Below are 20,736 nucleotides of genomic sequence, written 5' to 3'. Positions count from 1 at the left end.
CGGGGAACGGCGGTTGTAGAGGGGCGCGGGGGTGCCGTCGAGCGGTGCCGTTGACGCGCCGCGCCTCTTGCATCCCCCGGTCATCGGCCTACATTGAAAGCTCTTATGTTCACATTGAGCATAAGTCGGGAGGCGACGGAGTTCGCCGGAGGAAGACGGCGATGGCCGACGGCATGTTCGGACTTTCGGAAAGCACGCAACGCGCGACCGCGCCGGTGTGGGAGAAGGTCAAGTCGCATGTGACGCCGATCGAATGGCCGGCCCAGGCCGAGCTGATCGTCGAGATCAATCGGCTGAAGGCCGAACGCGACGCCGTCATCCTGGCACACAACTATATGACGCCAGAGATCTTTCACGGGGTCGGCGACTATGTCGGCGACAGCCTGGGCCTGGCCAAGGAGGCCGCGCGATCCAAGGCGAAGGTGATCGTCCAGGCGGGCGTCCACTTCATGGCCGAGACGTCCAAGATCCTGAGCCCTGACAAGACCGTGCTGATCCCCGACCTGAAGGCCGGCTGCTCGCTGGCCGAGGCGATCACGGGGGCGGACGTGCGGCTGATCAAGCAGCGCTATCCGGGCCTGCCGGTCGTCACCTATGTGAACACCACCGCCGATGTGAAGGCCGAGACCGACATCTGCTGCACATCCGCCAACGCCGTCCAGGTGGTGGAGTGGGCGGCGAAGGAATGGGGCGTCGATCGGGTCATCCTGATCCCCGACGAGTTCCTGGCGCGCAATGTGGCGGCGCAGACGAACGTCGGCATCATCGCGTGGAAGGGCCGCTGCATCGTGCATGAGCGGTTCACTGGCGAGGACATCCGGGAGATGCGGGCGGCCTATCCCGGCGCGGAAATCCTCGCCCACCCCGAATGCCCGGAAGACGTCCTGTCGGCCGCCGACTTCGCCGGATCGACGGCGGCGATGACCGACTATGTGATGGCGAAAAAGCCGAAACAGGTGGTGCTGATCACCGAATGCTCGATGGCGTCGAACATCAAGGGCGACGTGCCCGAGGTCGACTTCATCGGTCCGTGCAACATGTGCCCCTATATGAAGCGGATCACGCTGGAGAACATCCGCGACTGCCTGTTGCACATGCAGTTCGAGGTGACGGTGCCGGAAGACATGATCGTCAAGGCGGCCCTGGCCGTCCAGCGCATGATCGACCTGCCGCCACCCGCGATCCCGGCGCGGTACGACCTGGTGAAGGCGAAGCACCATGTCGCCGTGGAGCTGATCTGATGAGCCCAATCGCCCTGCCAAATGTCGCTCCGACCCGGCAACCTTCACTTGTAAGAATTCGCTTGATCGCCCAGACTCGACTGGATGAAAAAGGCCCGCTCACGCAAAAACGTTCTCGAAGCTGCTGGAGCGGCCGAAGCACTCTCGATCGCCGTTGCGTCCGGAGTTTCAGTGGCTGTCTTCCTTTTCGCCCCCACAGGGATCGCCGCAGTTCTGGTAGCGGTCGGATTGCAGAGTCCGCCGCTCATAATCAGGGCGGCTCCAGCCATCTTCGCCTTCTGTGCGCTCGTTGGCGCACTGGCGGCACTGATCCGATTTCTGGCGTGGCTATTCGGACCACGTCGGGCAAACTCGAGGTCATCTGGCCAGAACAGCTAGACGCGACCGGCGTCTTTGATTGCCGAAAGAACGCAGGATATGAGTAACACGGGCCCTTGGGGCGCTCGGGATGGCTCCAGTCCCCCGGCCTCTGAACCGTCGCGCGAAGTCAAATCCTGGCGGCTCGGGCCCATCGGGGTGCGGGTCGAAAAGGCCCAGGCACCGGTGGGAGATGTCGCGCCGCTCGACAAGGGACAGCACCCCGTCTGGGCCATCGTGTCCACGGCCCTGCTGGCGGGGTTCATCTGGTTCGTGAGCGGCAGCTGGATCGTTGCTCTGGCGGTGATCGTCGGCCTGTTCGTACATGAGTACGGCCATGTGCTGGCCATGAACCGGTACGGCATGGGGCCGGCGCGGATCTATGTGGTGCCCTTCTTCGGCGGCTATGCGCGGGGCCAGCGGCCACCGCAGAGCCAGTGGGACGGGGTCAAGATGTCCCTGGCCGGGCCGCTGTTCGGCCTGCTCGCAGCCGTTCCCTTCTTCGGCATCTTCGCGCTGACTCGGCAACCTGACTGGCTGGTCGGGGCCTTCGCCATCGCCATGGTCAATCTGATCAACCTGGCCCCGGCCCCGCCGCTGGACGGGTCGCGGGCGCTCGGGCCGGTCATGGCCAAGGTTCATCCCGGTCTGGACAAGATCGCCCTGGTCATCGTCGGACTGGTGGGCGTCGCCTGGGGTCTGCTGAACGGCTTCTATTTCCTGGCCATCGTGCTGGGCATCGCCGTGGTCGGGACGCTGAAGCGCGGCCTGTCGCAGGAAGGCGGGCGGGTGCTGACCGTCCGCGAGGCCTGGTTCAGCGTCGGTCTGTTTCTGGCCAGTCTGGCGGCCTGCGCGGCCGTGGCCGTGGCGGCCCTGACGCCGCTGGCGGGGTCGATCGAGGGATCGCTCGCGTTTGGCCTGAACTATCTGGGCTTCACGCGATGAGCCGCCTTCATCACGACGGTCCCCTGATCATCGGCGGGGGACTGGCCGGGCTTTCGGCCGCGCTGGAGTCCGCGCCGGCCCGGGTTCTGGTCGTGTCGCCGACGCCCCTGCTGGAAGCGGCGTCCAGCGCCTGGGCTCAGGGAGGAGTGGCGGCAGCGCTTTCGCCATCGGATGCCCCGGCCCTGCACCTGAAGGACACCGAGGCGGCGGGTGCCGGTCTGGTCGATCACCATGCGGCCGAGGTGCTGACCGACGACGGGCGGGCGACCGTGGAGTGGCTGGCGGCGCTGGGCGCGCCCTTCGACCGCGAGGCCGACGGCGGGTTTTCCGTGTCGCGCGAGGCGGCGCATTCGATGGCGCGGGTGGCACGGGTCGGCGGCGACGGGGCGGGGCGAGCCATCCTGTCGGCCCTGGCCATCGCGGCGCGGGCGGCAGAGCACATCACGGTCTGGGAAGACGGTCGGCTGACCGGGCTGATCCAGGATGCCGGCGGCCGGGTGGTCGGGGCGGTGATCGAACGGGGCGGTGACCGGGTCGAAGTCCTGGCGACGGCCGTGGTGCTGGCCACGGGCGGTGCAGGCGGGTTGTTCGGTGAAACGACGACCCCACGGGCCCTGCTGGGCGAGGGGCTAGGCCTGGCCTGGCTGGCGGGGGCGGAAATCCTCGATCCCGAGTTCGTGCAGTTTCATCCGACCGCGATCGACGTCGGCCTGGATCCCATGCCTCTGGCGACCGAGGCATTGCGGGGTGACGGGGCGCGGCTGATCGACCGGGACGGTGCATTCATTCTCGGCCCGGCCGCGGATGCCGATCTGGCCCCGCGCGACGTGGTAGCGCGAGCCGTCCATCAGGCAAGGGCCGAGGGCCGAGGGGCCTTCCTCGACGCGCGGACGGCCATCGGGGATCACTTCCCGCAGGCGTTTCCGGCGGTGTTCGCCAGCTGTATTGCGGCGGGGCTGGACCCGCGCGTCCAGCCGATCCCCGTGGCTCCGGCGGCCCACTATCACATGGGCGGGATCGCCGCCGATCCCGAGGGCCGGACCAGCCTGAAGGGGTTGTTCGCGGTCGGCGAATGCGCCGCGACCGGGGTGCATGGGGCCAACCGGCTGGCGTCCAACTCCCTGCTGGAGGCCGCAGCCTTCGGGCGGCGGACCGGGCGGATGGCGGCGGCGGAAACGGTCGGAGGAACGCCTGTCGGCGCGACGCCGGCGATGGCCCATCTCCCCGCTGAAGCCCTGCTCGAACTTCGCAAGGCGATGAGTGCAGAGGCAGGCGTCGTGCGCAACGCGGCGGGACTGACGCGACTTCTGGCGCGCATCGACGGAATTGAGGCCGCGCATGGATCGGCCCTGCCGCTCGTGGTCTCGCGCCTCATCGCCGAGGCGGCTCTGGAGCGGCGCGAGAGCCGGGGCGGGCACTATCGGTCGGACGTCACCGAGACCTTCACAACGGCGCGACACACGCGCCTCGTAAAGCCGGAGGTTGAATCTGCCTTGCCTCGCGCGGCGGGTTGGGCATAGTCCCGACCATGGCTGACCGGCACAACATTCTGGGCGTGGCGGAAGGGATGAGACCCTTTCTGTTCGACTTCGACGACTATGAGCGGATGGACCATGCCGGTGTGTTTGCGGACCAGCACGGCCGGGTCGAACTGATCGAAGGGGTGATCGTCCATATGGCACCGCAGGGTTTCGACCACACCAATGTGACCAGTGATCTGACGGTGGGTCTCGGGATCGCCGTGCGAGGCCTGACGGAATCTGGTTTCAAGGTTCTGACCCAAGGCACGCTCAGGATCGGGAACCACAGCGCGCCAGAGCCCGATGTGTTCGTCGTCCGCAGGACCGAACGAAAGAAATATTACGAAGCGGCCGATGCCGTGCTGGTGGTCGAGGTGTCGATCTCCACCGCCGACGCGGACAAGACGGTCAAGGCACCGCTCTATGCGCGGGCGGGCATTCCTGAACTGTGGATCGTCGAGCCGGAACAGGCGTCGGTGACGGTCTATCGTGGTCCCCGTGCCGACGGCGAATGGGCCGACATCCAGACCGTGACCGGGGGCACTGTCAGCCCGCTGTTTGCGCCCCAGATCGAGATCGTCCTCGCCGACCTGTTTCCTGCCGCATGATCCGCCAGCTTCCCGACATCATGATCGATCCGGTCGTGCGCATGGCCCTGGCCGAGGATCTGGGTCGGGCGGGCGATGTGACGGCTCAGGCCTGTATCCCGGCGGGGTCGCGGATGCGGGCCATCGTCGGGGCGAGGAAGCCGGGCGTCCTGGCCGGGATGGGCTGCATGCGGCTGGCGGTGCTGGCGATTGACCCGGCGGCGACCGTCACCGAGCATGTCGCCGATGGCGAGGCGTTCGAGGCGGGCACGGCCCTGGCCGAGATCGAGGGCGATGCGCGGGCCCTGTTGTCGGCCGAGCGGACCGGGCTGAACCTGCTGGGCCGGCTCAGCGGGATCGCCACCCTGACGCGGGACTATGTCCGGGCCGTCGAGGGCACCAAGGCGCGGATCGCGGATACGAGGAAGACCACGCCGGGCCTGCGGGCGCTTGAAAAGCATGCGGTGGTCTGTGGCGGCGGGATCAACCACCGTTTCGGCCTGGATGACGCCATCCTGATCAAAGACAACCACGTCGTGGTCTGCGGCGGGGTCGAACCGGCGGTGACGCGGGCCCGGGCCATGGCCGGCCATCTGATGAAGATCGAGCTGGAGGTCGATGGACTGGCCCAGCTGGATCAGGCGCTGGCCCTGGTCGATCAGGGGCGTGGTCCCGATGTCGTCATGCTGGATAATTTCAGCCTGGAGATGCTGCGCGACGCGGTGGCGCGGACGGCGGGTCGGGTGACGCTGGAGGCCTCGGGCGGGGTCAATCTGACGACCGTCGGGGCCATCGCCCGAACCGGTGTGGATGTCATCTCGGTCGGTGGCCTGACCCATTCGGCGAGCGTGCTGGACATCGGTCTCGACGCCGTCTGAAGACCGGCGGTCTGGAACAGGGGCCGGGGCTGCGGGTTGTCCGTGCCGACGCATGGAGCCCCGGAATGATCAGAACCCCGAAGATATCAAAGGAACGCCGCCATCCGGCGGGTCGGGATCGTTCGTCGGCCGGGGAAGCGAACCGCGTCAGCCACCCTGATCCACTCGGGCATGCCGAACAAGCTCGGCCGCGCGATGCAGACCCCAATCCTGAACCCAATAGCCGCTACGGCGATCTGTTGCGGAACATGACGGCCCGGTGGCGGGTCCATCAGCGCTGACGGCAGGCTGACTGCGCTCAGGCCGAGGGCGAGGCGGTCGGGGCCAGGGCGGCCGAGGTCACCGGAGCCGGCGGTGTCGGTGCAGGGGCGACCTCGACGCGGGGCTCGGGGGCCGGCGTCGCAGGCTCGGGCGCAGCGCGGCCTTCCTGGGCCAGAAGCGCCTGATAGGCGACGGCCTGACCGACCTGACGCGCGGTGTCGGCGGGGTTCAGGCTGGCCTGCATCAGCTGCGAACGATCCCCGGCCAGCGACGGGCGGGCGGCATAGCTGAAGGCCGCGCTGGATCCCGAACGGCCGCCGAAGCGATAGAACAGGTGCTGGCCCACCTGACCCACCCGGATCAGAGAGTTGCGCCAGCCGGGCGAAACGCCGGTGGTGTGGAAATGGGTCGCATTGCCGACGGCGGCATAGACGGTGCCGGACAGGGCCTTTGACGCCACGTCGCGGGCGCGGTTCCAGGCCGCCGGATTGACCCGGCCGCGCATCGATCCGTCGCAGGTGAAGCTGAACTGGCAACCGGTGCGACGACCGGCCCCCTGGAAGACGACGCCACAGACGCTGTTGGGGAAGGCCGAGTGGCGGGCGCGATTGAGGACGACCTGGGCCACGGCCTGCATCCCGTCCGAACCCTCGCCACGCGCTTCGTAATAGGCGGCCTGGGTCAGGCATTCGAGATCGCGCGAGGCGTCCAGCGCATTGCCGAGGCGGAACGGGCGGGCCGCATCAGTGGTCAGGCTGACCCGGCGCAGGGCGGTCTCCGCGGGCACGCCGCGCAGCTGTTCCAGGCGGGCGGTCAGCAGGGCGGCCTGGCGGTCGCGCTGGGCGGCACCGGCGACGGTGTAAGGATCATGTCGGCGCGCAATCGTCAGGGCGCTGTCGTCCAGGCCCCCGGCGGCGGCGGCCAGGGCCTCTTCGGTGAAGCCGGCGGAGGTGGCACCGTCCAGGCGTTCGGCCTGGGCCCGGAGTGTCGTCGATTTGGCCACCGACCCGCCCAGATAGGCGCACCCGATCACAAGACCCATCAAAGCTCCGAACAGCGCCGCTGCGGTCGCCGGCCGGATTCGGGCCTTGCGATCGAAGGGTGCGTCGGTCAGCACGGATGGGTCCTGAAACAAAGGCGTCGTCCTGTTCAGCAGGGCGAGAAACGCAGCCCCCGGGCAGATCACGCGAAGCCAAGGCACGAGCCCCGGACACGCGGAAACTCGACGATCAGCGTTAGGGCCGACCGACGAGGCCGCGCCTTAAGCCACCCATTTATGGCCTCAATGTGTTTGATTCGCAAGGAAGCGGTGCGGCGCAGCAATTTCAGGCCCCATCAGTGCATCCGATCCAAGATGTTCGAGACGGCCAGAGTGAATGCATCAGTCCGAATGACCGATACTGTATTGGCATTGCTCTGATCAACTCAGGGTATCGCCGTGGGTCGGATGATCAACTCTCGCCCTTCGGATATGTTGTCTTCGGCGGTTGGCGCAGGATAGGGGTTGCTGTGGCTTTCAGGCGACGGAACCGTCTCCGGAACGCCACGTTGAAGCGGGACCATTCAGGGAGACCCTCCATGCAACGTCCCATCCTGTACGCCACCCTCTTCGCCGGTGCCGCCGTTCTGGCCGCCTGTGGCCATACGATCGAACAGAAGGCCGCGACCGGCGCGGTAGCCGGTGCCATCGTGGGCGGACCTGTCGGGGCGGCCGTCGGCGGGGCTGCGGGCGCTGCGATAGGTCAGGCCCAGAAGCCCAACCGATAGCCGGCCCTTCAAAACGGGTAAACGGCACCCATATGGGTCAAGGCCGTCGGTTGAGGCGTGCTTTCGCGATGACGGCCGGCCTCATAGGGGCCTGACTTGTCGTTTAGCGGACGGCAAACCTTGATTTTCGGCCCGGTTTCCGCTTTGCCAGCGCCCCGGGCCGTGTGAGCCACGCCTGACACCCTCTGCGATCCGCCGCATCCGCCGCCGGTCGCTCCATTGATCTGACCAAGGACGCCCGACCCTACGCATGAGAGACCTCAAACAAACCGGCTTCAGCGATCGCATCAGCACTCAGCAGGAGGCCAAGAAGGCCCTTCTGGCCAAGTTCAAGCCGAAGCCCGCCGCGCCCGACCCCGAATTCGAGAAGCTCGCCCTCAAGCGCGCCGAGGAAAAGGAAGCGCTTCGTCAGCAGCATGAACTGGCCAAGGCCGAGCAGCGCCGCGAGAAGGCCGAGAAGGAAGCCGCGCGTCTGGCCGCCGAGGCCGCGTCCCAGGAAGCGGTCGATGCCGAGAAGCGCGCCGCCCGCAAGGAGCGCAAGCAGCTGACCAAGGAAGAACAGAAGGCCGCCCGCGACGCCCGTTACGCCGCCCGCAAGGCGCGTCGCTAGACGTTCAGTCCCGGATTGTCGGGAACTCAGTCTAGCTGTGTGCACACACCGGGATGGATTATGGGACAAGTTCTCCATGGCTGCGCCACGACCACGCACGCTTTCCGAGCGGCGATACAGCGATCGAAGGCTTAGGTCGCGGAGATCGCCGCGCCGTATGGACCAAACCGCAAGATTGTCAGGAAGCGGAAAGGGCGACACTTCGTCTTCGGGCGCGAGACCTTCAAGGCCATCTGCAAAGCCTGGACAGATCAACCCAGCCGCTTCGGGCGAATGCCAGAACACCTCACATCGGACTGAACATCTAGGTCAGCGGCGGCCCGCGTCGATGAAGGCCTTGATCGACGGATAGGTCGGCGGCGTGCCCCGGGCCCCTTCGCAGGCCACGGTGGCGATATAGCTGTCGAGAGAGTTCTCGTCGTAGGGCGTGAAGTCCTCGCCGAGCTCGTACCGCCCGGTCACGGCACCCGCCGCGTCATGCTCCGTCTCGGCCAGGGCGCGGGACTGTTTGGCGCGGCATTTGAACTCCATCTCGACGGTGATGTGGCTCTGGTCGCCGGCCACTTCCGCGCTGAGCGGGACGCGGGCCAGGGTGATCGAGGTCATGTCGCCCGTGAGCTTCAGGCTGGACACATCGACCATGTAGACGCGGGTGGCGCTGCGCGACACCGCGTTCCAGTCCTCGCCCGCAGGTGCGGCCGGCGCCTCCTGTGCCGGGGCAGGCGCAGCGGGCGGCGGCGTTTCCTGCGCGAAGGCAGGGCCGGCCGCCAAGGCTGCGAGCGTGGCGATGATGACGGATGTGGATCGCATGGATGTTTCCCCTGACGCCCCTGTCGTTGTGGCGATATCATCAGCGTGCGGCCCGGTTGGCAAGCGCAACGATGGCTGCGCGACTTCCGCCACGATCGCGCGTTAGGGGCCTTGATATGACCCGCCTGTTCCTTGCCCTTCTTGCGATCCTGACGCTGGTTCCCGTCCTGGCCCGGGCACAGACGGCGGACGCACCCTTCCAGTCGGACCGGATCGTGGTGACGGTCCAGGGTCAGGGGCCCGACGTCATCCTGATTCCCGGCCTGGCCTCGACCAGCGAGGTGTGGCGCCGGACGGCCGACCGGCTGGATGACCGGTACCGGGTGCATCTGGTTTCGATCCGGGGCTTCGGCGACATCGCCCCGGCGGGCAATGCGCAGGGCGCGGTGATCGGTCCGACGGCGAACGAGGTCCGTCGCTATGTCGCCGACCGGCGCCTCGACCGGCCGGCCGTCGTCGGCCATTCGCTGGGCGGGCTGGTCGCGCTCAGGATGGCGGCGGACGGGGGTGACCGGATCGGACGGGTCATGGTGGTGGATGCCGCCCCCTTCTTTCCGGCCCTGATCAGTCCGGGGGCCACGGTCGGCGATGTCGAGCCTCTCGCCCGGATCGCCTATCAGGCGCTGACGTTTCTCGGCGACGAGGCGCTGCGGATGCAGGGCACGGCGATCGGCGACCAGCTGGGCGGGGCGTCCGACAGTCTGTTCAACTCGGTCGGCTGGCAGGGCGGCGACCGCCGAACCCTGGCGCAGGGCCTGTATGAGGTCATGACCACCGACCTTCGCGCCCGCCTGCCGACCGTCCGGGCCCCGGTCACCGTGGTCTATGGCTGGAGCCCCGACGACGCCTCGCCCCGCGCCCGTGTCGACCGCCTGTTCCGGGACAGCTACCGCAACCTGCCCCGTCCTGCCCGGTTCGAGCCTATCGAGGGCGCCGAACATATGGTCATGATCGATCAGCCCGCCCGTTTCATGGCGGCCCTCAACCGGTTCCTTCAGTAAGGGCGGCAAGTACCGCCTTTCCATACCGTTCGACCTTCGACTGACCGACGCCGGATAGGGCGGCCAGGGCGTCGAGATCGCGGGGCTGGCGGGTGGCGATCTCGAGCAGGGTCTTGTCCTGGAAGATGACGTAGGGCGGGACGTGCTGTTCGGACGCGCGGTCGCGGCGCCAGGCGCGAAGGGTCTCGAACCGGGCGCGGACGTCGGCGTCGAGGGTTTCGAGCGCGGCGTTGCGATCGTTCCGAACGCGGCCGGCGCGTGGATTGCCCGACCGGGTCGAGGCGTCGAATCCGGCGGGGGCGCGGCGCACCTCGATCGTCCGTTCCCCCCGATAGACGGCCCGCACGGCATCTGGGTCGCCCAGCCCCAGCAGGGGCTTGCCGTCGTTGGGGTCCTCCAGCAGCAGGCCCTCGAACAGCAGGTGGTCGATGATGTCCCGCCAGCTGTTCGGAGACGTATCCTTGCCGATGCCCCAGGTGGACAGGGCGGCTTCCCAGGGCTGGACCTCCTTCGTCTTGCCCAGCAGGTGATCGACGACCCGACCGCGCCCGAACCGGCCGCCCAGACGCTGGACCGCCGCCAGGGCCTTCTGGGCCGGGATGGAGGCGTCGAACATCAGGGGCGGGTCGGCACAGACGTCGCAGACGCCGCAGGGTTCGGCCCCGGCCTCTCCGAAATAGCGGCGCACCGCCTGGGGCCGACAGATCGCGCCGTCCAGCATGGCGAACAGGCGGCGCGCCTTTTGCGTCTGGACCGCCTTGACCTCCTCGGCCATGGGGCGGCCTTCCAGCCGTTTCAGGGTCCAGGCGATGTCCGAGGGGCCGTACAGGGTGATGCCCTCGGCCGGTTCGCCGTCGCGCCCGGCCCGGCCGATCTCCTGCCAGTAGGCCTCAAGGCTGCCCGGCGGATCGGCGTGGATGACGAAGCGGACGTCGGCCTTGTCGACCCCCATGCCGAAGGCGATGGTCGCCACCATGACCGCGCCGTCCTCGGCCAGGAACCGCTCAAGCCGCCGGTCCCGCTCGCGGTTATCCATGCCGGCGTGATAGGCGATGGCGTTGGTGCCGGCGCTGCGCAGGGCCTCGGCGACCCGGTCGCAGCCGTCGCGGGATCCGCAATAGACCACGCCGGAGCGGCCCTTTCGCTGGCGCACCAGGTCGATGACGGCGGCGTCGGTCCTGGCCCGTGAGGCGCTTTCCTTGCGGATGGCGGACAGTTGCAGGTTGGGCCGGGCGAAGCTGTCGACGAAGACCTCGGCACCCTCCAGCCGCAGGGAGCGCAGGATGTCGTCGCGGGTCCGGGCGTCGGCGGTGGCGGTGACGGCGATGCGCGGCACGCCCGGGAAGATCTCGGCGAGGCGACCCAGCGTCCGGTAGTCGGGGCGGAAGTCGTGGCCCCACTGGGAGACGCAGTGGGCCTCGTCGATCGCGATCAGGCTCAGGGGCAGTTCCTGCAACCGATCCAGCAGGGCGCCGGACGCCAGGCCTTCGGGCGAAACGTACAGCAGGTCCAGTTCGCCCGCCCGTGCCGCCCGCCAGATGGCGGATCGGTCGTCCATCGAGACACCGGAATCCAGCCGCGCCGCCGCCACCCCCTGCTGTTTAAGCGCCTCGACCTGGTCGGTCATCAGGGCGATCAGGGGCGAGACGACCAGACCCAGGCCGGGACGCAGGATGGCCGGGATCTGATAGCAGACCGACTTGCCCCCGCCGGTCGGCAGCACCGCCAGGACGTCGCGCCCGGCCATGACTGCCTCGACGACCCCGGCCTGAAGCCCCCGGAAATCGGCATGACCCCAGACCCGGTCCAGCACCGCGCGCGCCTGGTCCAGGCCCGGCCGGGCCGGTGGATCGCGCAGGATTGAGTCGGGGAGCATCGGCGGGTTGTGCCCGATCCGTTCCGGGGTGTCACGGGATGGGTTGGAGTGAGGCAACAGGCAACAGGCAGCAGGCAGCAGGCAATAGAGGAGGCGCTGTGCAGAATGCCGAGATCTGCCGGATATGACACGGTCTGTGACGCTGCGCCTGCTGCCTGCTGCCTGTTGCCTGTTGCCCGTTGCCCGTTGCCTCCCAGCCGTCTTCGCCCTCACGCGATCTCTCGCTGAAGTCATGGGAAGGGCCGGCGGAGCGCCCGGGCTCCCGCCCGGAAAAGAATAGAAAATACCGTTTCGGCGAAAGACGAACGCTCCGCGTGCGTGGTTATCCGGGAGCTGTACGGCTCGGTCTCCCGAACCAGCGGGGGTGTTAACCCCTTGCCGCTACCGCGCCCCCGGCGGGAGGGCGGGCACCTTGCGTGCCCGTCCCCTGAACGATCCGACTCTCTGCGCCAGACCCTTTGACGGTCCGGGGCGACGAAGCTCCCGAAAGAACTGCGCCGGCATCCCCGGTCCGATCCCGCTCCACACACCCCCGCCGCAACAAGATCGCAAGGCCTTGCGCCCTTCCCCGCGACGGGACGAAGAGCAGTATAGCTGCGGCCGGTACCTGGGCGGGTTTGAAGGGGTCAGAAATCTGCAATCCGTTGCGGGGCAAGGGATTGGTCGGCTGAAGTTTGAAAGTTGGGGGCGTCGGACAAGCCGTCTCCTCCCTGTCGCGCAGCGATGGGGAGGTGGATCCGAGCTCTTGCGAGGAGACGGAGGGGGAGACTCGGTGACTGGAATTAGGGCTGCCGGATGGACCTCGACCGCTTAGAGAGTCCCCACCGGACAGACCTCGTCGCCCCCTCCGTCACGGCGCTGAAGAAGCGCCGCGCCACCTCCCCATCGGCCAAGCGGCCGACGGGGAGGAGAGGCCCCCTAGAACCGGACGTTCAGCGCCAGGGTGGCCGAGCGGGCGGGGGCGGGGTCGGCGTGGTGGACGCCGTTGGTGCGCAGGATGTAGGCCTCGTCCGTCGCGTTCTGGACGTTCAGTTGCAGCGTCGCCCGGTCGGTCAGGTCGTAGGAGGCGAACAGGTCGACGCGGGTATAGTCGGGGGCATAGATGCGGTTGGCCCCGCCGCCGGCCCCGCCCTGGTTGCCGCCGAAGCTTTCACCCACATAGTAGACACCGCCGCCGGCCGTCAGTTTGGACGTCACGCGATAGGTCGAGAACAGGCTGACGTTATGTTCGGGCGTGTTGGCCAGGGGATCGCCCGTGTTGACGTTATTGTAGGCGCCACGGACCAGTTCGCTCTGTTGGTAGGTATAGCCGCCGAACACCTGCCACTGGGGCGTGATGTTGCCGGAGATGCCGATTTCCAGCCCCTTGACCTCGACCTCGCCGACCTGGGCCGAGATGCCGACATCGACCAGGACCACGGCGTTCTCGCGCTTGGTCTGGAACACCGCCGCGCTGAGTTGCAGCTGTTCGCGGAACAGGGCGGCCTTGGCGCCGATCTCGAAACTGGTGCTCTCTTCCGGATCGAGCAGGACGTTGACCGCCGTGCCGGCCGCGTTCTGGTCCCCGCCCGAAATGGTCGGCGGCGTCGAGGACGTGGCATACGAGGCATAGACGCTGGAGTTGGACGTCGGCTTGTAGACCAGGCCGACCTGATAGTTGACGAAGTCCCAGTCGCCGTGCGGGGCCGGGGTATAGACGGGCGCTGTCGGCGTGCCGGTCGCATTGGTCCCTTCGGCGCTGTACTCGTCATAGCGGACGCCGAGGTTCAGCAGCCATTTGTCACCGATCTCGATCGAGTCGAAGGCGAACAGGCCCAGGGTCTGGGTCGTCGAGTCGCTGACCACGCCCCTGACGATCGTGCCGGTCCAGGGGTCGTTCGGGTTCGGGTTATAGACCTGGGTGCAGTCGAAACCGGTCAGGGGCGCGGGGCAGGCCGAGCCGCTCGTGGTGGTGACGGTATAGGAGGCGTTGCGGTTCTCCTCCGACGTCAGTTCCAGGCCGAGGTCGAAGCTGTGCTTCAGCGATCCGGTCTGGGCCGTGCCGAACAGTTCGGTGACGTTGGCCAGGGTGTCGGTCGGGTTCCAGCGCGACTTCAGCCCCCGCTTCATCCAGTAGACCCCGTTGATCAGGGCCGCGCCGTTGTTGGTGATGTTGCCGCCGTCGCCCGGATTGGTGACGACATAGTCGTTCAGGGTCTCGGAATAGCGGGTGACGTTGCGCAGGGTCAGATTGGGCAGCAGCCGGTGCTCGATCTCGAAGGTGGCGGAGCGGGTCTCGTTGTTCAGATAGTCGCGCGTCTCAAGGCCGTAGAAGCTGTCGTATGGGACGTCCAGAATGCCGGTCTCGGTCGTGCGGACCCCGATCTTGGTGAACAGCGGAATGCCGTAGTCCGGCATCTGGTCGGCATCCAGATAATAGAGGCTCAACGTCGCCGAGGTGTCGGTATCCAGGCCGACGGCCAGCGCGGCCGCCACGCCCAGCTTCTCGTAGTCCACGGAATTGCGACCGGCGATGTCGGCCGATGCGCTCAGCACGTTCAGGCGCAGGGCCGCCGTCTCGCCGATCTGCCAGTTCTGGTCGATCGTGCCGCGGAAATAGTTGTCGGTGCCGGCACCCAGCGAGACATTGGTGAAGTCGGTCAGGTGCGGCGCCTTGGAGCTGAGGTTGATCGAGCCGCCGCCCGAGCCCCGGCCGGAATAGACAGAATCCGGTCCCTTGATGATCTCGACCTGCTCCAGGTTGAAGACTTCCCGTTGTTGCCCGCCGGTGTCGCGGATGCCGTCGACGAAGAAATTGTTGCCCGAGGCCTGGCCCCGGATGAAGGGACGGTCGGCCAGCGGCTGGCCGCCCTCGCCGGCACCGAAGGTGATGCCCGGCGAGGTGCGCAGCAGATCCTGAAGCGAGGTGGCGCCGATCTGTTCGATGACCTGTTGCGAGATCACCGTGACCGAGCGCGGCGTATCGACCAGGGGGGCGACGAACTCGGGCGAGGCGGGCTCGCGGCGCAGGCGGCGGCCGTTGACGTCCACGGCGTCCAGCTCGGTCGCCTGTTGCAGGTCGACGTCGGGGGCCGTCGTCACCGGCGCATCCGGCGCGCGGGTCTCGGCCAGGACCGGCGTCGCCGAGAGCATGGCACCGCCCAGCATGGCGAAGGCGAGGGTCGAGACGGCGGTTGAGCGGGGCGAGGAGGAGGACATCAGGGAGGGCCTTGAGCTGCACTTGCGAATAAGTCGCGTTTACGGCTGCTCGATTGCGGCTTTGCAATACGTCTGTCAATGAGAACCATTCACAAAAACGATGGTGCGATGTTTGTGCGTCACCTCGTCGTCGTCAGGGTCTTTCCTCATGCTGGTCCGTGTTCCCGCTCTGCTGTCGCCTGAAGATGTGGCGCGGGTGCGCGGCTTGATCGACGCCGCCGACTGGACCGACGGCAATGCGACCTCGGGCCATCAGTCGGCCCTGGCCAAGGTCAATCGCCAACTTCCCGAGGGCTCAGCCGCCGCGCGCGAGGCCGGCAGCCTGATCCTGGACCGGCTGGGCCAGAGCCCGCTGTTCGTCTCGGCCGCCCTGCCGTTCAAGGTCTATCCCCCCCTGTTCAACCGCTATGAGGGCGGGGAGGCGTTCGGGGTCCATGTCGACAACGCCGTCCGGGCCCAGGCCGGATCCGACTTCCGCATCCGCAGCGACCTGTCGGCGACTGTGTTCCTCAGCGACCCAGAGACCTATGACGGCGGCGAACTGGTGATCCAGGACACATACGGCGAACAGCGGGTCCGATTCGCGGCCGGCGACATGGTGCTGTATCCCGCGTCCAGCCTGCATGAGGTCACGCCGGTGACGCACGGGGTGCGGGTAGCCTCCTTCTTCTGGGTCCAGAGCATGGTGCGCGACGACGGCGACCGGCGGCTGCTGTTCGAGCTGGACGGGGCGGTCCAGGCCCTGACGGCCCGGCACGGCGGGCGCGATCCCGAGGTCATCCGCCTGACCGGCCTGTACCACAACCTGCTGCGCAGGTGGGGCGAGCTTTAGAGATCAGCGGGCCGTGCGGCGCCCTGCAATCAGGGCGAGGGCGGCGGCCATCTGGGGGTCGAGGCCCAGACGGATGTCCTCAGGCGTCGTGGCCACCGCGATGTCGGGCCGGACGGCGGCGTCCGGCTGGGGCGTCGCGGGGAAGGTCGCGATCAGGGGCAGGTCGACTTCCAGCCCCGAGGTGGGCAGGCGCAGGAAACAGAAGGCCCCACCGTTGATGCCGCGCAGGTTGCCGCCGGTCGGCTGGCCGACCAGGGTCGCGGCACCGCTGGCCTGGACGGTACGGGCGAACTGGAAGGTGGCCGAGCTGTTGGAGGCTTCGCACAGCACCACGACCGGCCCCGTGAAACGCCGCCCCTCAGGCCGGATGACCGAGCCTGCGGCGTCGTCGTCATAGCGGGTCAGGCGATAGAAGCCCGGACGGTCATCGGACGGCTGCGCCGCCTCGCCCCAGTCGAGGAAGCTCTTGTCCCAGGTGTCGAGATACGGATGCAGGGCCTCGGGCGCGCGGCGATAGCGGGTCCAGCGCTGGTCCTGCGACAGGGGCAGGTCGCGTTCGATCAGCCGACTGAGGATCACGTTGCCGCAGTCCAGCCCGCCTTCGTTGCCGCGCAGGTCGACGATCAGGCCGCGCGCGCCGTCCTCGGTCAGACCGTCCATCGTCTGGCCCAGCCAGTCTTCCCAGGCGAAATCGGAATTATACAGGGCCCAGCCCGGCATGGTCAGGATGCGGACGCCGTCGTCGCGCGACGTCAGGGTCCAGGGATTGGCGTCGCCGGTGGGACTGGACGCCGGTGACAGCTTCGCCTGGCGTTCGGCCAGGGTCAGCAGAGGCGCGGTGACGTGGCGGCCGTCGGCCAGGGTGAAGACCGCTTCGTCCCTCAGCGACAGGATCAGCGGCAGGTGGATGTCGAAGGTCTCGAACCGGTCGTCGCCGCGCACCTCCATCAGGCTGATCCGCTTGGCGTCATTGCCGCCGTCGGCGCGGGCGAGCGGAATCAGTTCGGCCAGCAGGGCGCGGGTGTCCCGGCCATCAATGGCGGTGACGACGCTGCCGCGCGGCAGGACGGCACCCGTGCTGTGGTCGTCGGTCACGACGATCCGCCCGTCGATCCAGCGGAAGCGGAAGGGCACGAGCGACCGGTCGGGATACAGGGCGTCGGCCACCGGACGGGGACTGTTGTACGGACTGGCGTAGGTATGGCCGCAGCGGACCGAGGCCGTGACCCGCGACAGGGCCAGGAACCGCTCGCGGAACGAAGCTGGACTGCGCCAGGTCTGGGCCAGATCGTCCAGCCGGGCGGTGATCTCGGCGGGGGTGCTGTAGCGATACAGGCCCGGATGCATCGTCTCCCAGGCCTGGCGCAAGATCGCGACGTCGGGACTCCAGTCGTCGGCAAGATCGCGCGACCAGGCGGGCGTGACGGCGGCGACGCAAGCCGCCCCTGACAGCTGCAACAGGCGACGGCGGTTCAGCGGCGACATGGGGCAGGCTCCGGACGATGGCGGTCTAGGCTGGTCCCGGGGTCTGGAGGGCTTCGGCGACCACCCCCGCGGTCAGCAACTGAGGAAGGATACGCGGCCGGGGCGCGTTCGGATGATAGACCAGATACAGCGGCACGCCCGACCGTCCGTGGCGGGCCAGTTCGGCGGCGATGACGTCGTCGCGGCGGGTCCAGTCGGCGACCAGATAGACGGCGTTGGATCGCTCCAAGGCACGGCGGGTCGAGGCGGTGGACAGGGCGGTGCGCTCGTTGATCTTGCAGCTGACGCACCAGTCGGCGGTGAAGTTGACCAGGACCGGTCGGCCCTGGGCCAACGCCGCATCGACCCGTGCGGGTGACCAGGCGTCGGCGGGGATGGGACGTTCGGCGTCCGGCGCGGGGGCTGAACGGACGGCGAGGACCGCCAGCATCAGGGCGACGGCCATGCCGAGACCGCCCACGATGGGGGCCCAACGCTGACGGGGGGCGATCTTCTCGGCGAGCGGCCCGATGGCGACGGCGGCAATGGTGCCGACGACGCAGGCGGCGGCCAGCCAGGCGTTGGCGGCTCCGTCGGTCTGGCGCGCGAAGACCCAGACCAGCCACAGGGTCGTGGCAAACATGGGCAGGGCCAGCAGCCGTTGCAGCCGCACCATCCACGGGCCGGGGCGCGGCAGGCGGCGCAGCAGGCCGGGCGACAGGCTGATCGCCAGATAGGGCAGGGCCAGACCCAGGCCCAGCATGAGAAAGACGGCGAGGGCGGCGGGCGCGGGCATCAGCAGGGCGGCACCGAGCGCAAAGGCCATGAAGGGAGCGGTGCAGGGGGCGGCGACGACGACCGCCAGCATGCCGGTGAAGAAGGCCCCTGCCCCGCCCGACAGCCGGGACAGCCGGGATCCGCCGAGACGCTGAAGGCCTGCGCCGATCTCGAAAGTGCCCGACAGGTTCAGCGCCACCGCCAGCATCAGCAGGGCCAGGCCTGCGACCACGGCCGGGGACTGGAGCTGGAAGCCCCAGCCGATGGCCTGACCGCCGGCGCGCAGGGCCAGCAGCACCGACGCCAGGGCGAGGAAGGTGGCCAGAACCCCGGCGGTGAAGAGAACGCCGTCGCGGCGGGCCTCGGCCGGATCATGTGCGGCCCGGGTCAGGGAGGCGGCCTTCATGGCCAGGACCGGGAAGACGCAGGGCATCAGGTTCAGCACCAGCCCGCCCAGAAAGGCGAGCAGGGCCGCGTGCAGCACGGCGGTCCAGGTCGTCGTGCCGGGGCCGGTGGTCTGGCCGAAGGCGTCGGGGATGGCGGTCAGGCCGCCGGTGCCGCTTGCGCCCGGCAAGGGTGGGCCCGGTTCGGCGGTGATCTCCCACGCCCCGGCGTCGGTGGCGAGGACGCCGATGACGGGGCCTTTTGCGAGGCCCGTGCCGAACATGCCCGGTTTGACAGCGAGCGACAGGGTCACGCCCTGCGGCCCGCGCTGGCCGAACTGGGCGGCGGCGTGGTCGATGACGTCGGGGTCATAGGGGAAGAAGGCCGCCTGGGTCAGGTCGGCGCCGGGCAGGGGCCCACCGGTCGCCGTCAGCCGCAGGGTCTGGCCGTCGAGGGTGGCGCGTGCGGTGATCCCGCCGGGACGGGGGGCGGTCTCGACGATCGACTGGACCCTTCGGCCCCAGGCTCCGGCCAGGGGTGCCGCGCCCTCGCGGATCGGCAGGTCCAGCGTCAGGGTCAGGGTGTCGGGGACGCACATCTCGTCGCTGCACACGAAGAAGCCGGCTTCGACGGTCAGGCGAACCATCGAGCCCGGTCGGGCCGAGGCGGGGATCTCGACCGGCACAGGCAGGAAGACCTCGCCCTCATAGCCATAGTTGGTCAGGCCCTGGAGCCGCTGGCGCTGCGGCAGGGGCCAGACGATGTCGCCGGCGCGAACGTCCTGAGGCAGGCTCCACGACAGGGTGGTCGGACCGCCGGAGTCGCCGGGATTGCGCCAGTAGGTGTGCCAGCCGGGCTGGATCTTCTGGCGGACAGCGACGATGGCCGTGGAGCCGGGTGCCGCCCAGGCCGACATGGGTACCAGCTCCGCCTCGATCCGCTCGGTGCTCTGGGGGCCGATCTGGGTCGGCTGGGCGACCGCCGGGGCGGCGAGCGTCAGCCAGGCGGTGAGGAACAGCAGAAGCAGGCGCAAGGGGCGACGGTCCGGCGCAGGAATGCGGGATGCGACCTATAGCCAGCCGCCCGCGCCTGCGCCATCGCGCCGAAACGCCTCAGGCTCGCCGTGCGGTCGAGCCGACGGGCCATGAGGATCAGAGACGGGGCGCGGCCTCGACCAGAACTTCAGTGCGCCGACGCAGGGGTTCGCGAATGCCGTTGGGATCGGCGGCGCCCTCGTCACCGACGGCCGTGATATCGAACAGGGGCGCGGGCCAGCCGGCGCCTTCCAGGGCCTCGACCACCGCCGTGGCGCGTCGGGCCGAGAGTTCCTGATTGGCCGCGGCACCGCCGCGCGCGTCGGCAAGGCCGATGACCCGCACCGACCTGATGTCGCAACCCTGGAGCTGGGTCGCCGTCATGCCGATCGCCTGACGCGCCGGTTCGGTCAGCCGCGCCTCGGAGTCGGCGAAATAGATCTCGAACTTCATGGGAATGCAGGTCGATGCCGTCGCCACGACCGGACCCCGGTCGAGCATCCCCCTGGCCGTCCCGCAACCCGCCAGCCCCACGGCCAGCAGGCCCATCGCGATCACGCCCCTCATCATGCCAGCCCGCCCCATCGTCCGCATCTCCCAAAGGCCGCACAGGCCAGTTCATCTCGCCATAAGGGCGGCGCGCCGTCCCGACGCACCGCCCTCAAGACATCTTCGTATCAGCCGCGAGGCTGACGACGACTACTGGCGGCGCTGGCCGTTCTCCCAGTAGCACTCATTCTGGCGGCCGTCGTAGCAGTAGTAGTAGTTGCCCGAATTATCGCGGTAGCGTTGCTGGTTGTTGCGGTCCTGTTGCGAGCCGCGGATGGCACCGACGGCACCGCCGGCGGCTGCACCAATGAGAGCGCCGGTGGCGGCGTTACCGCTGCCGACGTTGTTGCCGATGATGGCACCGGCGACGGCGCCGAGGCCGGCGCCGATGGCACCCTGGCGGACCGTCTGGTTCGGTGTGCCGTACGGGTCGCTGGCGCAGGCGGAAGCCAGCAGGCCGGCGGCACCAATGGCGATGATTGCCTTGTTCATGATCTCTGATCCTTCATCCCGGATGAGGCCCGGTTCAGGGCCCTATGTTCGCCCCGAGGGGGAGAACGCTGGATTATGGCACAGGTTCCCTCCCTATGCGCGGTCAGAACGATGCCATAGTCTGTCCTTGGGGGGCCGGCGGGGTGAAAATGG

Annotated in this window: 17 protein-coding genes; 9 read left to right on the top strand and 8 right to left on the bottom strand. The window is 68.4% G+C overall.

Annotated elements, in window-relative coordinates:
• Nucleotides 1-161: 161 nt before the first annotated feature.
• From nadA to nadC, 5 genes are all read left to right on the top strand, one after another.
• Nucleotides 162-1,241, top strand: coding sequence for a quinolinate synthase NadA (nadA, locus tag ACILQR_RS08960; RefSeq protein ID WP_395651099.1), 1,080 nt, complete (start codon nt 162-164; stop codon nt 1,239-1,241).
• Between the two features lie 417 nt (nt 1,242-1,658).
• On the top strand, nt 1,659-2,543 hold the full coding sequence (locus ACILQR_RS08955; RefSeq protein ID WP_395651098.1) for a metalloprotease: 885 nt from the start codon (nt 1,659-1,661) through the stop codon (nt 2,541-2,543).
• On the top strand, nt 2,540-4,063 hold the full coding sequence (locus tag ACILQR_RS08950; protein WP_395651097.1) for an L-aspartate oxidase: 1,524 nt from the start codon (nt 2,540-2,542) through the stop codon (nt 4,061-4,063). Before ACILQR_RS08955 ends, ACILQR_RS08950 begins: the two co-directional genes overlap by 4 nt.
• Before the next feature lie 47 nt (nt 4,064-4,110).
• A complete protein-coding gene (locus ACILQR_RS08945; protein WP_395651096.1) occupies nt 4,111-4,671 on the top strand; it encodes a Uma2 family endonuclease in 561 nt (186 codons plus the stop codon).
• Nucleotides 4,668-5,528 carry a carboxylating nicotinate-nucleotide diphosphorylase gene (gene nadC, locus ACILQR_RS08940; protein ID WP_395651095.1) on the top strand — a complete coding sequence of 287 codons (861 nt, stop codon included), beginning with the start codon at nt 4,668-4,670 and terminating at the stop codon, nt 5,526-5,528. The genes ACILQR_RS08945 and nadC overlap by 4 nt, the downstream gene beginning before the upstream one ends.
• Before the next feature lie 298 nt (nt 5,529-5,826).
• On the opposite strand, the gene ACILQR_RS08935 is transcribed toward nadC, so the two are convergent.
• On the bottom strand, nt 5,827-6,906 hold the full coding sequence (locus ACILQR_RS08935; RefSeq protein ID WP_395651094.1) for a cell wall hydrolase: 1,080 nt from the start codon (nt 6,904-6,906) through the stop codon (nt 5,827-5,829).
• 461 nt (nt 6,907-7,367) lie between these two features.
• Between ACILQR_RS08935 and ACILQR_RS08930 the strand changes: the two genes are divergently transcribed.
• The gene (locus ACILQR_RS08930) at nt 7,368-7,556 is read left to right on the top strand and encodes a hypothetical protein (RefSeq protein WP_395651093.1); all 189 of its coding nucleotides are present in this window, start codon (nt 7,368-7,370) and stop codon (nt 7,554-7,556) included.
• 250 nt (nt 7,557-7,806) lie between these two features.
• A complete protein-coding gene (locus tag ACILQR_RS08925) occupies nt 7,807-8,166 on the top strand; it encodes a DUF6481 family protein (protein ID WP_292152493.1) in 360 nt (119 codons plus the stop codon).
• A gap of 309 nt (nt 8,167-8,475) precedes the next feature.
• Here ACILQR_RS08925 and ACILQR_RS08920 read toward each other — a convergent pair whose 3' ends face one another.
• Complete coding sequence (locus tag ACILQR_RS08920; RefSeq protein ID WP_395651092.1) at nt 8,476-8,976, bottom strand: surface-adhesin E family protein; 501 nt, start codon at nt 8,974-8,976, stop codon at nt 8,476-8,478.
• Nucleotides 8,977-9,092: 116 nt separating this feature from the next.
• On the opposite strand from ACILQR_RS08920, the gene ACILQR_RS08915 reads away from it, so the two are divergent.
• Nucleotides 9,093-9,977 carry an alpha/beta fold hydrolase gene (locus tag ACILQR_RS08915; RefSeq protein ID WP_395651091.1) on the top strand — a complete coding sequence of 295 codons (885 nt, stop codon included), beginning with the start codon at nt 9,093-9,095 and terminating at the stop codon, nt 9,975-9,977.
• On the opposite strand, the gene recQ is transcribed toward ACILQR_RS08915, so the two are convergent.
• Together recQ and ACILQR_RS08905 are read right to left on the bottom strand one after the other, a co-directional pair.
• Complete coding sequence (recQ, locus tag ACILQR_RS08910) at nt 9,958-11,853, bottom strand: DNA helicase RecQ (protein WP_395651090.1); 1,896 nt, start codon at nt 11,851-11,853, stop codon at nt 9,958-9,960. The genes ACILQR_RS08915 and recQ overlap by 20 nt on opposite strands.
• Before the next feature lie 918 nt (nt 11,854-12,771).
• Complete coding sequence (locus ACILQR_RS08905) at nt 12,772-15,051, bottom strand: TonB-dependent receptor (protein WP_395651089.1); 2,280 nt, start codon at nt 15,049-15,051, stop codon at nt 12,772-12,774.
• A gap of 148 nt (nt 15,052-15,199) precedes the next feature.
• Between ACILQR_RS08905 and ACILQR_RS08900 the strand changes: the two genes are divergently transcribed.
• Nucleotides 15,200-15,883, top strand: coding sequence for a Fe2+-dependent dioxygenase (locus ACILQR_RS08900; RefSeq protein WP_395651088.1), 684 nt, complete (start codon nt 15,200-15,202; stop codon nt 15,881-15,883).
• Between the two features lie 3 nt (nt 15,884-15,886).
• Here the strand turns inward: ACILQR_RS08900 and ACILQR_RS08895 are convergent, their stop codons facing one another.
• The 4 genes from ACILQR_RS08895 to ACILQR_RS08880 form a co-directional block, all read right to left on the bottom strand.
• The gene (locus ACILQR_RS08895; RefSeq protein WP_395651087.1) at nt 15,887-17,368 is read right to left on the bottom strand and encodes a S41 family peptidase; all 1,482 of its coding nucleotides are present in this window, start codon (nt 17,366-17,368) and stop codon (nt 15,887-15,889) included.
• Nucleotides 17,369-17,393: 25 nt separating this feature from the next.
• Nucleotides 17,394-19,541, bottom strand: a complete 2,148-nt coding sequence (locus ACILQR_RS08890) for a protein-disulfide reductase DsbD family protein (RefSeq protein ID WP_395651086.1) — start codon at nt 19,539-19,541, stop codon at nt 17,394-17,396.
• Between the two features lie 118 nt (nt 19,542-19,659).
• Complete coding sequence (locus ACILQR_RS08885; RefSeq protein ID WP_395651085.1) at nt 19,660-20,112, bottom strand: OmpA family protein; 453 nt, start codon at nt 20,110-20,112, stop codon at nt 19,660-19,662.
• Between the two features lie 129 nt (nt 20,113-20,241).
• Nucleotides 20,242-20,583, bottom strand: a complete 342-nt coding sequence (locus ACILQR_RS08880) for a YMGG-like glycine zipper-containing protein (RefSeq protein ID WP_271145519.1) — start codon at nt 20,581-20,583, stop codon at nt 20,242-20,244.
• Between the last annotated feature and the right edge of the window lie 153 nt (nt 20,584-20,736).

The organism is Brevundimonas sp. (assembly GCF_044239655.1).
In the GTDB taxonomy this organism is placed as follows: Bacteria; Pseudomonadota; Alphaproteobacteria; order Caulobacterales; family Caulobacteraceae; genus Brevundimonas.
This window is presented reverse-complemented; position numbering and strand designations above follow the sequence as displayed.

Bases quoted from the DNA above. Each gene is read 5' to 3' on its own strand.
- ACILQR_RS08885 (WP_395651085.1), bottom strand. From the start codon at position 20,112: ATGATGAGGGGCGTGATCGCGATGGGCCTGCTGGCCGTGGGGCTGGCG.
- ACILQR_RS08880 (WP_271145519.1), bottom strand. From the start codon at position 20,583: ATGAACAAGGCAATCATCGCCATTGGTGCCGCCGGCCTGCTGGCTTCC.
- ACILQR_RS08950 (WP_395651097.1), top strand. From the start codon at position 2,540: ATGAGCCGCCTTCATCACGACGGTCCCCTGATCATCGGCGGGGGACTG.
- ACILQR_RS08915 (WP_395651091.1), top strand. From the start codon at position 9,093: ATGACCCGCCTGTTCCTTGCCCTTCTTGCGATCCTGACGCTGGTTCCC.
- ACILQR_RS08955 (WP_395651098.1), top strand. From the start codon at position 1,659: ATGAGTAACACGGGCCCTTGGGGCGCTCGGGATGGCTCCAGTCCCCCG.
- nadA (WP_395651099.1), top strand. From the start codon at position 162: ATGGCCGACGGCATGTTCGGACTTTCGGAAAGCACGCAACGCGCGACC.
- ACILQR_RS08920 (WP_395651092.1), bottom strand. From the start codon at position 8,976: ATGCGATCCACATCCGTCATCATCGCCACGCTCGCAGCCTTGGCGGCC.
- ACILQR_RS08900 (WP_395651088.1), top strand. From the start codon at position 15,200: ATGCTGGTCCGTGTTCCCGCTCTGCTGTCGCCTGAAGATGTGGCGCGG.
- recQ (WP_395651090.1), bottom strand. From the start codon at position 11,853: ATGCTCCCCGACTCAATCCTGCGCGATCCACCGGCCCGGCCGGGCCTG.
- ACILQR_RS08925 (WP_292152493.1), top strand. From the start codon at position 7,807: ATGAGAGACCTCAAACAAACCGGCTTCAGCGATCGCATCAGCACTCAG.
- ACILQR_RS08945 (WP_395651096.1), top strand. From the start codon at position 4,111: ATGAGACCCTTTCTGTTCGACTTCGACGACTATGAGCGGATGGACCAT.
- ACILQR_RS08905 (WP_395651089.1), bottom strand. From the start codon at position 15,051: ATGTCCTCCTCCTCGCCCCGCTCAACCGCCGTCTCGACCCTCGCCTTC.
- ACILQR_RS08895 (WP_395651087.1), bottom strand. From the start codon at position 17,368: ATGTCGCCGCTGAACCGCCGTCGCCTGTTGCAGCTGTCAGGGGCGGCT.
- ACILQR_RS08930 (WP_395651093.1), top strand. From the start codon at position 7,368: ATGCAACGTCCCATCCTGTACGCCACCCTCTTCGCCGGTGCCGCCGTT.
- nadC (WP_395651095.1), top strand. From the start codon at position 4,668: ATGATCCGCCAGCTTCCCGACATCATGATCGATCCGGTCGTGCGCATG.